The 14,490-nt window shown below is 45.2% G+C and carries 11 protein-coding genes; 6 read left to right on the top strand and 5 right to left on the bottom strand.

All coding sequences use genetic code 11. From position 1 onward, the window contains the following. Positions 1–296: 296 nt before the first annotated feature. Complete coding sequence (locus tag RDK53_RS06325) at positions 297–1,556, bottom strand: dicarboxylate/amino acid:cation symporter (RefSeq protein ID WP_308513787.1); 1,260 nt, start codon at positions 1,554–1,556, stop codon at positions 297–299. 253 nt (positions 1,557–1,809) lie between these two features. Between RDK53_RS06325 and RDK53_RS06320 the strand changes: the two genes are divergently transcribed. The 5 genes from RDK53_RS06320 (at position 1,810) to RDK53_RS06300 (ending at position 7,484) form a co-directional block, all read left to right on the top strand. Further along, positions 1,810–2,538 carry a DUF3298 and DUF4163 domain-containing protein gene (locus RDK53_RS06320; RefSeq protein WP_308513786.1) on the top strand — a complete coding sequence of 243 codons (729 nt, stop codon included), beginning with the start codon at positions 1,810–1,812 and terminating at the stop codon, positions 2,536–2,538. Between the two features lie 33 nt (positions 2,539–2,571). Beyond that, on the top strand, positions 2,572–3,543 hold the full coding sequence (locus RDK53_RS06315; protein ID WP_308513785.1) for a LysR family transcriptional regulator: 972 nt from the start codon (positions 2,572–2,574) through the stop codon (positions 3,541–3,543). A gap of 199 nt (positions 3,544–3,742) precedes the next feature. Next, positions 3,743–5,011, top strand: a complete 1,269-nt coding sequence (dcuC, locus tag RDK53_RS06310; RefSeq protein ID WP_066594558.1) for a C4-dicarboxylate transporter DcuC — start codon at positions 3,743–3,745, stop codon at positions 5,009–5,011. Positions 5,012–5,036: 25 nt separating this feature from the next. Then, positions 5,037–6,038, top strand: coding sequence for an asparaginase (locus tag RDK53_RS06305; protein ID WP_308513784.1), 1,002 nt, complete (start codon positions 5,037–5,039; stop codon positions 6,036–6,038). 39 nt (positions 6,039–6,077) lie between these two features. Continuing rightward, a complete protein-coding gene (locus RDK53_RS06300; RefSeq protein ID WP_277030181.1) occupies positions 6,078–7,484 on the top strand; it encodes an amidohydrolase family protein in 1,407 nt (468 codons plus the stop codon). A gap of 259 nt (positions 7,485–7,743) precedes the next feature. Here RDK53_RS06300 and RDK53_RS06295 read toward each other — a convergent pair whose 3' ends face one another. The 4 genes from RDK53_RS06295 to RDK53_RS06280 all read right to left on the bottom strand — a co-directional run bounded on the left by RDK53_RS06295 (position 7,744) and on the right by RDK53_RS06280 (position 12,334). Continuing rightward, positions 7,744–8,802: a C45 family peptidase gene (locus tag RDK53_RS06295; protein WP_277030183.1), complete on the bottom strand. Its 1,059-nt coding sequence runs from the start codon at positions 8,800–8,802 to the stop codon at positions 7,744–7,746. Positions 8,803–9,243: 441 nt separating this feature from the next. Then, complete coding sequence (locus RDK53_RS06290) at positions 9,244–9,588, bottom strand: cytochrome c3 family protein (RefSeq protein WP_277030184.1); 345 nt, start codon at positions 9,586–9,588, stop codon at positions 9,244–9,246. A 47-nt stretch (positions 9,589–9,635) separates the two neighbouring features. Continuing rightward, on the bottom strand, positions 9,636–11,156 hold the full coding sequence (locus RDK53_RS06285; protein ID WP_308513783.1) for a flavocytochrome c: 1,521 nt from the start codon (positions 11,154–11,156) through the stop codon (positions 9,636–9,638). Between the two features lie 128 nt (positions 11,157–11,284). Further along, positions 11,285–12,334: a LysR family transcriptional regulator gene (locus RDK53_RS06280; RefSeq protein ID WP_308513782.1), complete on the bottom strand. Its 1,050-nt coding sequence runs from the start codon at positions 12,332–12,334 to the stop codon at positions 11,285–11,287. A gap of 990 nt (positions 12,335–13,324) precedes the next feature. Here RDK53_RS06280 and RDK53_RS06275 point away from each other — a divergent pair. Beyond that, complete coding sequence (locus RDK53_RS06275; RefSeq protein WP_308513781.1) at positions 13,325–14,449, top strand: porin; 1,125 nt, start codon at positions 13,325–13,327, stop codon at positions 14,447–14,449. The last annotated feature ends 41 nt before the right edge of the window (positions 14,450–14,490 follow it).

Here is a 14,490-nt window from a genome sequence, read left to right as displayed (position 1 = left end):
CTCCTTCTTATTTTGCTGCAAGTTGTGGGGGTGCACCTATTTCTATTATCAAACACTACATTGAATCGGTCCTCAGCGCTGAGCAAACTGCCTTTTAAAACAGCCATGCAGCTAGCCTCCTTTTTTAATCGTATAGATGCCTTTAAAGAAAAGCAGCGCTCCGGCTAAGTTTCTATTGTTTCATGTATCCACAGAAGATCGCAGAATCAATGTGTGGCTCAACTCCCGCGACTCAAAACTCCATAAGAAAAGCAGAACCGGTTTTTCCGAATTCCGCTTCGTTGGTTTAACTTTGGTTAAGGCGCCTGGTTAAATAAATCCTTATTGACCGCCGTAGCGACATTACTATCCGACCAAACATTAAGGGTGGTTTCAATCATATCCACAACTGCATAGAACGGAAGAATTACGCCCATCAGAAGAATTGGAACGTTCATGCTGGCAAGTAAGCTTGCTGAGAGGAAGAAACAGCCCATTGGAACCCCGGCGTTTCCGATAGCGGCAATGGTTGCGATGAATACCCAGATAACCAATGTCATCGGAGTAATTTCAATACCCGCATTCTGCATGAGGTAAACCACCGTAATCAGAATGAAAGCGGCGCACCCATTCATGTTGATTGTGGTGCAGATCGGCAGAACAAAGCGGGATACTTCCGGATGAATGCGGAGATTGTTTTCTGCGCTCGCCATCGTGACAGGCAGCGTACCGGCAGAAGATTTAGAGAAAAATGCCACAGCCAGGGCCGGGAACATTCCTTTAGCGACCTTGAGAGGATTGATACCCTTAACCAACAGGAAGGCCGGAAGTACGATAAACATCTGAATTAAGTTAGCAGCGACCACTACGATGAAGTAAGTTGCCAGCCCTCCTAATTGGATGCCGCTGGAAAGCTCTTGGGCCAGAGAAGCCACGAAACCAAAAATACCTAACGGCAGAATGACGATAAGCCATTTGACCATGATGAAGAGCACTTGCTGGCACGCTACGACGAAGTTGTAGATAACTTCTTTCGGCTTAGAGTTCTGAGGGAGTTTGGAAATAGCAATACCGACTGCCAGGGAAATCAACAAAACGGAAAGAACGTTTGCTGTCTGGAACGGTGTCAGGAAATTATCCGGAATGACCGATTGAACATATTCCAAATAAGAGTGCTTAGCAATTCCGGCTACTGCAGGCGCAGTCTCGGCCGGCATGGCAACGTTGGCCGGAGAAAAGAGCACATAGAGAATCGCAGCCAAACCAGCAGCCAGCAAGGTTGTCAGCAATGTATAGAAAATGGTGTGTTTAAAAATTCTTCCGGAATCCTGAGACTCTGATAAAGATGCCAGGGTCGATATGATAGAAACGGAAATAATTGGAATACTGATGAACTTAAATAACTTAATGAACACAGTGCTGAGGAAGGCTGCAACACTGTTGGAGACTTCTCCTCCCCAAACACCAACCCAGACGCCCAATGCGATGGCGACAAAGTAGGCCACAATCGTGATAATCCAACCTTTATTGATATCCGGACCCTGCTGCATCGGGCCGGCATTTAGAGCAGCCGACATGGAAAATCCTTTTTCTGAATAAGTTGTAATAAAGTGTTATTAGATTATGGATGACAGAGCACGCCTTCTTTGAATTTTCGGATAGTTTTTTGATCACCTGAGAGCGAGTTTTCACTTGTCTTCTTAGGCTGCCGGCTAATCTATCCTTATTTCTAGTGAGAATCTCAAGTGAAGACGATAGATTTTCCAAGGCTTCTTTGATATCCGGTGTTATCATGCCGGCAGGCTTTTAGAACATTGAGAGGAATTCGAATTGCATTACTACAAACTTCCTATCGTATGCTTCATCGCTGTTTGCTCTTTGGTTCTTCCCTGCTCAGCAAGTGCCGTTTCGGCTCAACAGCTTCTGGAATACCAAAACAGCACTATTCAAATTGAAAACGCAAAACGGCCCTCCGTTTCTATGTCCTATCCGGTTTTCGGTAAGAAAAATATTGATAAAGCCATTAAATTCTTCGTCGACAATCAAGCAAGCGCCTATCTGCAAATGGCAAATGAAAATTTTGAAGAGATGGATGAAGAAAGCAGAAAGCTTGCTCAGTGGGATATGAACGGCTCTTTCACAGTTACTCAACCTTCTAAAGACATTGTGAGCATAGTGTTCACCATTGAGTCTTACTCGGGAGGCGCTCATGGCAACTATTCCGAAGATGTCCTCAATTTTGACTTAAAGACTGACCGAGAACTTCAGTTCCAAGATTTGTTTGAGGAACCTTCCGTGGCATTAAAGCTTCTGTCTCAGTTCTGCGCATCGGCACTTAAAGAAAAAATCGGTGAACAAGCCGACGCAGACATGATTGCCTACGGAACGTACCCTACGCTTGCAAATTTCAGTGAAATCCAATTGGCTCCGGGTAAAGTCATTATTCATTTTCAGCCTTATCAGGTTGCACCGTGGGTAGAGGGAGCTCCGCAGATTGTCGTTCCATTGGAAAAGCTCTCAGAGGCAAAACCGGAAGCACAGGTCTTCTCGCCGAATTAAACCTACCAACCTCTTTCCTCGAAGGACTGCCCCATGAAACCTCATATCAGCAATTCTTTACTGAGTGCGCCGGCGGTCATGTTCATGATGTGCTGCGACATGCGGAATTTTTCGGCAGTGGCCAATGCCCTGGGCATAACGCAGTCAGCAGTTTCTAAGACCATGCAGAAATTCGAAAAAGAGCTTGGATTTGAACTTTTTATCCGCAGTTCTCGGCCTCTGGCGCTAACTCCCGAAGCTCGTCTTCTGCATAAAAACCTTCATGGACTGAAAGGAGAAATGCTTCGCTCGCTGTCCTCCCTGCAGAGCAAAAATTACATCAAACCTATTCTTCGCGTTGGAATCCTCGAAAGCCTTCATTTGCATCTGGGATTTGAGATTATCAAGCACGCGCTTCCGAATCTTTCACAAATCACGATGATTTCTGCAAGTGCGAATGTCCTGATGCAAAGACTCGTTGAACGTAAGCTGGATCTGATTATCACCAACGTAGTGTCCAGTGAAACTCCGCACATCTTCACAAAAAGGATTTTTACCGAACCATCCATCCTCATGCTTCCGAAAAGCTTTGAAAAGGAAAAAGATCAAACTTGGAGTTGGCAGAGGCTTGCCACTTGCGGACTGCCCTTAGTGAGGTATTGGAGCGAAACCGGCGCCGGCGAAATTAATGACACCTTCATGAGAGTTCACGGGCTCACCTTTCCCGATAGAATTTCCGTGGACACGAATGCACTAATGGTTAAATTAATCTCCGAGGGCATCGGCTGGGGATTCTCACGGCCGACCACAATCCTTCAGAACCTTCATATGCTGCCTAATCTAATTGTTAGACCCATGCAGCCTCCGCTGTTTTCTCGGGAAGTATTTCTCATTGGCCGCGAGCAAGAGTTCCTTATTGAATCAGGAATCATCTATGACGTCAGCACGCGGTATGTAGAGCGGCAGCTTATTCCTCAGATTCTTGATTTTGCTCCATGGGTCAAAGACGGTTTTAAGGTGGGATAATTGAGAACCTTTTCTCACTTTTAAGAATTATTCAGAGTTATATTCTAATTTTTCCCCGGGTTTTCCAGAGTTCTTAGGGCAATACTATTCCTACTAGTCATACTTGGCATTCTAATGACTTGGCCAAGAGGTCTTAAAATTTCTTCAAGTTCTAAGAATATGGAACTGACCTCCCCAACTTCCTTCTAAGGAGACTCTTATGCCCATTACCGGATGGATTGCAATTCTGGTACTCATTCTCATGGGTTACCTTCTCATCAAACAATACGAAACTCGTCTAGTCCTTTTTGGAGGCGGCTTCCTCCTCTGCTGCTTAGCCCTGGACCCGATGGCAGGTTTAAATGCTTTCGCAAAAACCATGGTTAATCCAGCCTTAATCGGAGCCATCTGTTCCGCTACCGGTTTTGCCTACTGCGTTACATTTACTGAATGCGACCGCTCTTTAGTTCATTATCTGACCCGTCCTATCAGAAATGTTGGTCTTTTAATGATCCCAATCACATCATTGCTGACGTTCGGCATCAATATCGCCATTCCATCAGCAGCCGGTGTTGGCGCTGTCGTAGGTACGACAATGATTCCCCTGCTCTTAAGAGCCGGATTTAAACCCGCAGCTGCTGCAGCTGCCGTTCTAATGGGAACCACAGGTTCTTTGCTCTCTCCGGGCCTGTCCCACAACGCCTATGTTTCTGATATGGCTCACATGACCATCATGGAGCTCATTTCTTATCACGGCAAGTTCTCCTTGATGATCGGTGTTGTCGGTGCAATCGGCCTTTTCATTGTTTGCTGGCTCCTTGGCGACAACAAGGGCGAAAAAACATCAGTCCAAGCATTAGAACAGCAAGAAGCAACCACCGATTTCAAACCAAGCCCAATTAAAGCCCTCGTTCCATTGATTCCAATCGTCTTAATGCTTGTTTTCACCTTCTGGGTTCCAACCGTTAAGATGGGTGTTGCTCAGGCCATGGTCATTGGTACAATTGTCTGTCTCCTCGTCAGCTTCAAAAAGCCTCAGCAATTCTCTAAAGAATTCTTCAAAGGCATGGGCGACTCTTACGGGGCCATCATGGGCATTATCATTGCGGCAGGTGTGCTCGCTGCAGGTTTAACAGCCTCCGGCCTTATCAAAGGTTTGATCAGCGTAATGGTTCAATCTAATGAAATCGCTCAATGGGGCGGCTCCATCGGTCCGTTTGTTCTTTCCGTCCTGATGGGAAGCGGTGACGCAGGTGCGATGGCCTTCAACTCTGCAGTAACACCTCATGCTGCCGAGTTCGGCATGAATATCCACAGTCTTGGCTCTCTTGCATTCTTGGCAGGCGCAGCTGGCCGTACAGCATCTCCGATCGCCGGTATTACCATTCTGGTAGCAGGATTGGCTAAAGCAAATCCTTTCGATGTAGCTAAACGCACTTTCGTTCCGATGATTGTTGCGGTTGTACTGCTTGCCATCTTTATGCGTTAATAATTAACTAAACCCCTACATCATTATGACTAAACCTCATATTGTCATTATCGGTACCGGAGGGACTATTGTCAGCTCCGGTGCCTCAGGGGCGCAAATGACCGGATACAGTATCCAAGGTTTGGATGTCCGCAGCATTATCTCTGCAGTTCCTGCTTTGGCTGAAATCGCTAACATTGATGCCCTGCCTCTTCTGAACATTGGGTCAAGCAACATCAAGCTCTCAGATTGGCTAAAGCTTACCTGCACTATCAACAAGTTGGCTGAGGATCCCAAGATTCATGGATTTGTTATCACCCACGGCACAGATACCATGGAAGAAACGGCTTTTTTCCTGAATCTGACCCTTAAGACCGAGAAACCAGTTGTTTTGACGGGCTCTATGAGGCCTGCGACGGCGATATCAGCTGACGGCCCGCTCAATCTGCTGAATGCAGTAAGACTTGCCTCGTCAAAACAGGCTTGGAACAAAGGTGTCCTTGTATCTTTAAACGGTCAAATTCACGGAGCAAGAGACGTTTCCAAAACCAACACGGTTTCCGTTGAGACCTTTTGCTCACTCACTTCAGGCCCGCTGGGATACATCATCGGAGAGGATATTGATTTCCTGACTCAATCCGTTAAACCTCATACTTTGAGTTCTAAATTCCATATTTCAGAAAGTTTCAAAGCTGAAGATTTTCCCCGAGTTGAAATCATTCTTTCTCATGCTGATGAAGACGGGCATCAACTCGAACGGTGTTTAGCTTCTAAACCCGATGGAATTATCCTAGAACTAACCGGAAACAGTACTGTCCCGGCAGTTGTCGAGAAAGTGGTGAAAGATTCGGAGCATCAACCTGCTGTTGTGAGAGCCAGCAGAACCGGATCCGGACCGGTCACCAAAGGCAAAGCCGAATGGCAGGAAATGCAAATAATTCCCGGAGGAACCTTGTCTGCTCAAAAATGCAGGATTCTTCTTCAACTTGCACTTCACAGGTTTGGCCGAAATCAGAAACTTCTTGAAAAAATTTTCCAAACTTACTAGGCTTAGGTATTCATCTCAATCACAATGGAGAACAACATAATGTACGACTTACTTCTTAAAAACGCTTGGGTAGTCGATCCTCTCAACTCCGTCAATGGAGTTGCTGACGTTGCTATTCAGGACGGCAAGATCGCGAAAGTCCAAAGAGAAATTCAGGAAGAAGCCAAAGAAGTTATTGACTTCACCGGTAAAACTCTTCAGCCGGGCATCATCGACAGTCACGTTCACCTTGGAACAATGTGGGGCTCTCCATTCGGTCCGAGAATGCTTGCAATGAACGGCGTAACTACCTGCTTGGATATGGCAGGTCCGCTTGATGACATCTTAGACAATGTTCCGGAATACGGAGTAGGCATCAACATGGCAATCCTTCAGTTTGCCTCCCCTCCGTTCACTTTCAAGAACTCCACTCCAAGTCAGCAAGAGATGATTGACCTTATCGACAAATCTCTCGCAGACGGTGCTTTAGGTGTCAAGCTCCTTGGCGGCCATTATCCTTTGGATCCAGAAGTTTCCGCTCTTCTCATCAGAACGGCTCTTGAAAGACGCGCTTATGTTGCCTGGCATGCCGGCACTACGAAGAACGGCTCCAACATTAATGGCATGATTGAAGCCGTTAAGATGGCCGACGGATATCCGATGCATCTGGCTCACATTAATGCGTACTGCCGCGGCGCTATCCATGAAGCAATGGAAGAGACAAAAATTGCTATCGATTTGCTCAAAGCTAATCCGAACATTTTCTGCGAAAGCTATGTTTCTCCGAAGAACGGTACTCGTTTGACTTGCAATCCTGACGGCACTATCCAATCTAAGGTTACAGGCAACTGCTTAAGAGCCTTTGGATTTACAGAAGATGCCGACGGCGTCAGAAAAGCTCTCCTTGCCCGCAAAGCTTTTGCTGTATACGACGCTGGCGGATACTCTGATCTGATGACCGGTGAAGAAGCACTTAAGTTATGGGAAGCTGCCAAGACTAACGTTGGCGGAAGCTTCAATATCAATCCTCCGCTTCCACGCATTGCCTTAGCTCAGGCTAAACGCGATGACGGAGCCTTTGTTGTTGACGCAATTTCTACTGACGGCGGCTGCATTCCACGCAACGTCATTCTTTCTCAAGGCTTGTCCTTAGTTAAGCTCGACATCTTGTCTCTCAGCGAATTCGCTCAGAAGACTTCTTTGAACCCAGCCCGCATGCTTCGTTTAGAAAACAAAGGACATTTGTCTGTCGGAGCTGATGCCGACATTACTGTCTACGATTTGGCAACTCAAACTCCGGTTGCTTCTTTCGTCGACGGCAAGAAGATTCTCTTCAATGGTGAATTGGTTTCTAAAGGCGCAACCGTTATCTGTACTGAACACGGTAAAGACGCTATTGAAGCCCGCGGCATGAAAGCTATCGTTGTTGACCCAGGTAAGCAGATTGAGAGAATCACAGCTCTCTAGTCTTTAGCCGGTAACTGGTTTCGAGTGCGGAAGGATCTTTGGTCTTTCCGCTTTTTCATTTTCTTTTCCTGCGCAAAAAGCGTTCCGAAAACTTCGGCAGTCTGCTCTCAGAGCTGAGTTTTAACGACTGCTGGGCCTAAACACATAGATTTCGGGAACCAAACAAGCGGAAGAAGTTTTATGAGACGAGACCACCTCCAAAGATACTCGGAGGTGGTGAAAATACGATATTGATATTAAGAAACGCTAAACACTGTTTCTAAAGTGCATATGTCGAAATCTTTCCTTCGCACGGGCGTCCATCTGTGATCCAGAGGCGGCGAGCGGTGAGGTCCATAACAATGCCGTAAATTGTGCAGAACCTCTTGTACTTAGAGTCGATTGGATCCTCGTGTGAACAAACCGAGTCTGGGAAATTTTGATGGGAAGATAAAACTCCAAAAATCGTTTTCTCATCAACCGGGAATTCAAGCTCTTTCGCCTTGCGACGCAGAGTGTTTAGACGCATAAATGTTTCGGGCAAGTCCCGCTTAAACGTATCTTGGGCCAAGAAAAGCGGCGACAGATAATGGTTTGTGTGACAGATTGGTTCGCCTTCGCTCATAAGCACATCGAAATTGTCGGGAGTGTATTCGAGACAGAACATGTAGTCCGAAGCCGTGCCAATATCAAAATTACCTGAGCCAGCTCTTTGTGCCAAAGAAACTACTTCAACGGCATCGCTCGCCTTAGTAGTATTAAGAATCATACGATACAGAACGTGAAGAGGCATACCAACCTTACCTTTTCCGACGCTCAAAGCATTGAGGCACACACCGATGCCGGCGGAGTTCAAGCCTTTTCCTCCAACCATGCCGGCTTCAACGGCGATAAGCTGATCAGGTTTTCCTTCTTTCTGAATCTTTAAGACGCAAACGTTCTCAACTGCCGGAATAAGCCAGTCCCAAGTCTGTCCCATATACACATGGCCGTCTTTTCCGTGTTTGGAAAGGAAACCGATAAAACTGCAGCCGTCAGGACGCGCAAAAATAACTTCGCTGCGGCAATTTAGCGTAAGAATATCTTCAAAAGAAAGTTCAGCACCTTCGGCAATTGCACGCATTTCTTCTAAGAGATCAGACGCACTCTTTTCGATAAGAGGAATAAAACTCTGAGCCAAATGTTGAGCCTCGTTCCACTCCATATGAGCGTATTCTTTGAAAAAGACTTTGTAGAATTCCAGGTTGCGATGAATCATGACTTTCGCTTCTTGACCATATTTCAGACCAATTTCTCTGGAAGTCCCGCTTAGTTCAATAAAAATATGTTGAGGCTTCATTGTTTTTCTCCTAACGTTTTGAGACAATTCATTATCCTCACAAATACTCACAATTGTCCAGAAAAAATTTTGAGTCTTCATGATGAGAATTTCTCCTCTCAAACAATCTAAAACAGAAAGCTTTATTCGAACTAACCATTGATATTAATTGCGTTTTGTATGAGTGCAGCACCATCTTTAAGAACTGTTAGTCGATACAGATATAGTGAGTCTTCGCTGTACTAACGACATCTGTAAAAACAGCAAACGATGCCTAGATCGAAAGTGTTCCTTGAAGAAGCGGATATGTGAATAAGTAGCTGTTTACTTCATGCCTCCAGCCAAACTTAAACGTATAAGTTCGGACCATTAAGTCTCTCCAAAAAATAACCGACCTCACTGACGGAAGTCGGCCGAACTAAAGTTCAAGGAGAAAAGTACCAATCAATCAAGAAAATAGAATTAAGGAACTTTATATTCAAAGTTGTGGCACTGCCCACAGAAGTTTTCCGAAGGCTCATGGCCTATATGGCAATTGTTGCACTCTAATTTATTTTGATAATGAGGAGATGTATGCGGGTTTTGCGGCTTAACCGAGGCGGTCTTTGCGGTTAAAGCCTCAAGTTCATGACATTTGACACAATTGTTGATAGTCGGCATCTGCGGCTTTTCTTTGGAAACATGACAGGCTTCGCAAGGAACCCCTTTTGATGTATGTCCGTCCGCAAAACCTGCCGCCTGAGCGCACATGCATCCTGAACCCAACATAAAACTTACCAAACAGCTTACGAGTAAAGAATTTCTCATTTATCCTCTCCTGCTAGGGGTGCCGCAGCACCCCTACTAGCCTTAAATTAGCCTTGAGTTGCAGCGGCTGTACCGGCAGCTCTTCCCATAACTAAGCAGTCAAGAATTGCGTTTGTACCCATGCGAACTGCGCCATGAGTTCCGCCTGTAGCCTCACCTGCAGCGTAAAGTCCGGGGATAGGTTCAAGAGTTGAGACATCCAGTACCTTGCCGTCAATAGTAGTTGCCAAGCCGCCCATGCAGTGGTGAACTTTAGGAGACATTTCCATAGCATACCAAGGGCCTTCTTCCATTGGCTTCAGATCCTTAACGATTCTTCCAAATTGAGGATCTTTGCCGTCCTTGAAATACCCGTTAAGCTGGGCAATACTTGCTTTAAGAGTATCGGCCGGCATCTTCCAATCAGCAGCTAACGCATCCAAGGAATCATACTGTTTGATGAGGTTATCCTTAAGTGCCTTATCCATGAATCCTGGACGACGACCTTCAAGAGAAGCTGTCGCTGCTTTATTGGCAACGGCAACTGCCTTGAGACCTTTGCCTTGTTCAACAAGGATCGCATCGGCACGAACCTTTCGGTTAGCATTTTCGTTAACGAAGCGCTTGCCTTCTGTATTAACCCAGATACCTGCCTCGCCGGCAACGTACTGGCCGAAGTTCCAGGTGTAGCCCATGCCTTTTTCAAGCGGATTGTTCCATGGAGTGCACTGAATCCAATCGGACTGGATCATCATTCCTCCGATACGTGCTGCTTCCTTCCACATTTCTGAAGTGGCACCCGGCTGATTCGTTGTTTTGAAAATTTCAGTTAATTTCGGATCCAAAAGACTTCTGTACTTTACGTCGGCACCAAAACCGCCATGAGCAAGTAAAACTGCCTTTGTAGCCTGAATGTTTTTAGGTCTGCCGGAACCTTCTTTACCAAAGCGATAACCTTCGCGCACGCACAGACCAACGACGCGGCCGTTGTCATCACGATAAATACGTTCAACGTAGTTTCTGGTTCTCGGTTCAATACCTTTTTTCTTTAGGTAGGCAGCAAGCGGCATGATAATGCCTGAGCCAGATCCTGCGGTTGTTGTCACAGCGCGGGGGACACTGTGGCCGCCGGTAAATCCAACTACCGGCATGAATTCAACACCGATTTCGTCAACGAGCCATTTGTAATTGTCATTGGCATGCTCTGCGACAAACTTCACTTTCTTCGGATCGTTGAGGAAAAGACCGTTTCTGAGCATATCCTGAGCGAGCAGTTCTGGAGAGTCTTTAACGTTTTTTGCAGCCTGCTGAGGAGTTCCTACAGCGCACATGTCACCGGCGTTGATGACAGAGTTTCCACCGATGGTCGGCATCTTCTCAAGAATGATTACCTTGGCACCTGCGTTGCTGGCGCCGACGGCAGCTGAGAGACCGGCAAAACCGGAACCAACAATAATGATATCTGTGGTTTCATCCCATTGGGTAGGAATCTTAGTTGTTTGAGCAATAGCAGCTGCTGCCGGAATAAAACCAGCGGCAGCAAGAGCTGTGGATTTCAAAATATTTCGACGAGAAAGCTGAACAGTCATTTTTTATCTCCTTTGATTTGGGTTGATGCGTTTTCTTGCATCTGGGAGAAATTTTAGAAATTCAGCTTCAACGGAGAAATAGAAGGTTCTCAATCCTTTATTGACAATTAATCAAAATAAATAAGGGTTTACACTGCTGTCTTTTTTGTTCTTTTTGACTTAAAAAAAGCTTGCTCGGGATGATAGAAATCCTCCTCGTCGGTAAAGACATCTCGAAGGTTTTTATTCATCAAACTCAAGGCCTTTAGCGTTCTTTGGTTTGAAGCTTTACCTTCATAAAGCGTCATCCAGTCAACAAAAGTTTTAATTCTTTCATCTGACTTATATAGCTTCTCGGTCGTCACCACCGAAGCCATAAACGGCGTTCTTCGCCAGTTATTAAGAACTGGAACCAGAAGTCCGTTTTCCAACTCATCAATGAAAAAACCTACAGGCAAGTCAAAAACAATGCCAACTCCTTGAACTGCAAGCTTTTTGAGAAGGATCGAATTTTCTGCTTTAATTTCCTTTCCCCAGGAAAGAGCCTTGAAATCCGTGCCGTTGGTGACCAAGTCTTTGGAAATCGGGAAATTGTTTCCGGAACGCGTAAGCCCTACATGCAGAGCAGAGTCCTGAGGATTTTCCAGCATGCCATATTGCTGAATGTAGGATGGAGAGGCGAAAGCTAGGCATGGCAATGTGGCATAAGGCTTGATAACAAATCCTTGCCGATTGAAACGGTGTACGGCAAAAAGAACTTCAATTTTTCCATCCGCCAAATCCTTCAAGTTCCTTTCAGTGAGAGTGTCGAACGTGATATCGGGATAACATTTCATGTATTCAAGCAGACGCGGCATCAGCCAACCGTGGCCGTATCCTTGGGCTGCAGAAACAGTGATAACTGCCTGTGTTGCTCGTGTTTTACGCCGGGCTGCTTTTCCGATTCGATGTAGCATTTGCTCCTGGAGAGCCAAAAGCTTGCAAGCATCTTCATAAAGATCGTCTCCTTCCGCAGTAGCGATAAAGGGGCGCCGGTTGCGATAAAGTAGCTGAACTCCAAGCGCCTCCTCGAGACTATCCAAATGTCGGCTTGCGGCTGCCGGGTCAATATCTAACATGATGCTGGTTTGCGTAAGGTTGCCGGTTTCAAGAGCATTAACGAACACCCTCCACGCAAGGAGGCTATCTTCTTTTTTCATTTGGGGCTTCCAGTAAGGTTAGTCCTGATTGCAAAAGGATCGCTTTAAAGAGAGAATGAGAGATGAAATTTTGGCACTTCAATCCTCCTCTCCTATCTCCTTAAACACAAATTAACTACTTTGATATTTTATCAATGTAGGGTCGAAAATTCGTTGGCAAAATTTTTCAGAAAATCCATACAGAAATTTATGTTTTTCTTTAACCTCTTAGTTCGTTATCGAGGAAAACTAAGGAATGGGCGGCAAAAACTTATAAGTATTTTTCTCGGAACTCTGCGTGATACTTTCTTCCGCAAATTTAACCCAGCAGGCACTCCAATTCATTCTTTCACGCATCTCCAACCTTTCCAAAACAATCCGCATAACCAACAAGATTGGAAGATGCCAACCGAAGTTATCCTTGGTTTACTCGGTTCCCAAATCCTTAGTTTTTGCGAAGGATGTTTCTCTTTGTAAGTTAGAGTGAAAATTTTTTGGCTACTGCCAGCAAAGAAGTTGAAACGATGCAAGGATGGTATAGCTTTTCTTGAATTCTTTCCCATAAGTAAGACGAATGATGTTGGTATGCTTGCCCAACCTTACAACCATTGAAAATCTCAAAACCTTAAATGATCTTGCATCAGGTTATATTGTTCTTGTCAGATTTAACTAATAGCTTCGAAAGGAAGTCAAGACGCTGATTTGTCGTACGGAGATTTTTACAAAGCGACAAGCGGCCAAATTTACTTCTCCTTTAATCTGAACGCTCGGCATTCAGCAAATATAGTGCGAATATTAAAAACCTTAATAAACCAAATAGCAATAAATAATAAGAGACAAAGGATTATTCGCTCTTCTAGAGAATTGAAGCCGTAAAGAGGATTAGGTTTTCGTAGTTCCGAAACGCGATCTCTTTGCGACTTATTTGTCCTTTCTCAACCTCTTAAAACTTAAATCGGATTGAAGAAAGGCTAAGCAAATGTGTTAAAAGCAAAATTCTTAGGAGAAGACATGAAAAAGCTTGTGGTGGTTGCTTTGGCGTCAATGTCCGCGATGGGTATCGTGCAGGCGCAATCAGATGTCACATTGTATGGTGTTTTAGATGGCGGCATCACAGTATCTAAACTGAAAGGAGATGATACAAAGGTCCAAATGAGTAACGGCAACCTTTATGGAAACCGTTGGGGTCTTAAAGGCACGGAAGAGCTGGGCGGAGGGAACTACGTTGGATTTGTTCTTGAGCAAGGATTCAAAATGAGCTCGGGGGCGGAACATAAAACCGGAAAGGCTTTTAGCCGACAAACTACGTTAAAAGTTGGCGGCCAATGGGGTGAAATCGGACTCGGGAGATTTGGTGGATTAGGTTCTGATCTCGGTTCATATTCAATGCTTGGAGGCACTCCGCTTATGACCGGTTACTCAATCCTAGGAGATATGTACGGAAGTTTTTACCTCACGGATCGTTATGACAATTCTATCGTTTATGTATCCCCCAATTTTGGAGGCTGGAAACTTCAAATGATGTATTCAAACGGAGTAACCGGTGACGATAGTAAATGGTCAAGAAACGGACACTACTATGGTGTCGGTGTTGCCTATGACTCGGGCGCTTTGAAAACAAATTTGATCTACGAAGTCTTGGATAATAAAAACAAAAAGCAAATTGATGGATCAAATTACAAGGCAACTCAACTTCTCAATCTGGGAATGTCCTACGATTTTGGCACGATAAAAATCTACGGTGCTTATGAGCTTGCCATCCACTCCCCACTACCCGGAGTGGATTGGAAGAAATATGAAGCCGGAACGAATGTTATTCCTCCAATCTTGCAATCAACAGGAAAAGGGGCGAATTTTAATGCCTTTTCCCTTGGCGCGAGCGCACCTTTATGGGGAGGAACTCTCATGGGGCAAACTCAGTATGCTTTCGGCAAAGTAAAAGATAAGATGAATCCTGACATTTCGGGTGAGGACAAATTCAATACCTTCTCGATTGGAGCTGCCTACGTTTATCCTATCTCTAAACGTACCGGACTTTACAGCTATGGCGGTTGGAGCACGGCAGGCAAAGCCGCTAAGTTAGTAAATGACTTGAGAGGCTGGACTGGTATTTTTGGCATGTATCACAGGTTTTAACCTCTTCGAGGTCTTAGAAAGACCCTATAGCTGAGATTTTG

Source organism: uncultured Turicimonas sp., assembly GCF_902477955.1.
GTDB lineage: Bacteria > Pseudomonadota > Gammaproteobacteria > Burkholderiales > Burkholderiaceae_F > Turicimonas.
Note: the sequence above shows the minus strand (reverse complement) of the source record. Positions and strands in the feature narration are given on the sequence as shown.

What these genes read in the sequence shown, in the direction of transcription:
- RDK53_RS06325 (WP_308513787.1), bottom strand. Translation starts at nt 1,556, where the DNA reads ATGTCGGCTGCTCTAAATGCCGGCCCGATGCAGCAGGGTCCGGATATC.
- RDK53_RS06315 (WP_308513785.1), top strand. Translation starts at nt 2,572, where the DNA reads ATGAAACCTCATATCAGCAATTCTTTACTGAGTGCGCCGGCGGTCATG.
- dcuC (WP_066594558.1), top strand. Translation starts at nt 3,743, where the DNA reads ATGCCCATTACCGGATGGATTGCAATTCTGGTACTCATTCTCATGGGT.
- RDK53_RS06305 (WP_308513784.1), top strand. Translation starts at nt 5,037, where the DNA reads ATGACTAAACCTCATATTGTCATTATCGGTACCGGAGGGACTATTGTC.
- RDK53_RS06300 (WP_277030181.1), top strand. Translation starts at nt 6,078, where the DNA reads ATGTACGACTTACTTCTTAAAAACGCTTGGGTAGTCGATCCTCTCAAC.
- RDK53_RS06295 (WP_277030183.1), bottom strand. Translation starts at nt 8,802, where the DNA reads ATGAAGCCTCAACATATTTTTATTGAACTAAGCGGGACTTCCAGAGAA.
- RDK53_RS06290 (WP_277030184.1), bottom strand. Translation starts at nt 9,588, where the DNA reads ATGAGAAATTCTTTACTCGTAAGCTGTTTGGTAAGTTTTATGTTGGGT.
- RDK53_RS06285 (WP_308513783.1), bottom strand. Translation starts at nt 11,156, where the DNA reads ATGACTGTTCAGCTTTCTCGTCGAAATATTTTGAAATCCACAGCTCTT.
- RDK53_RS06280 (WP_308513782.1), bottom strand. Translation starts at nt 12,334, where the DNA reads ATGAAAAAAGAAGATAGCCTCCTTGCGTGGAGGGTGTTCGTTAATGCT.
- RDK53_RS06275 (WP_308513781.1), top strand. Translation starts at nt 13,325, where the DNA reads ATGAAAAAGCTTGTGGTGGTTGCTTTGGCGTCAATGTCCGCGATGGGT.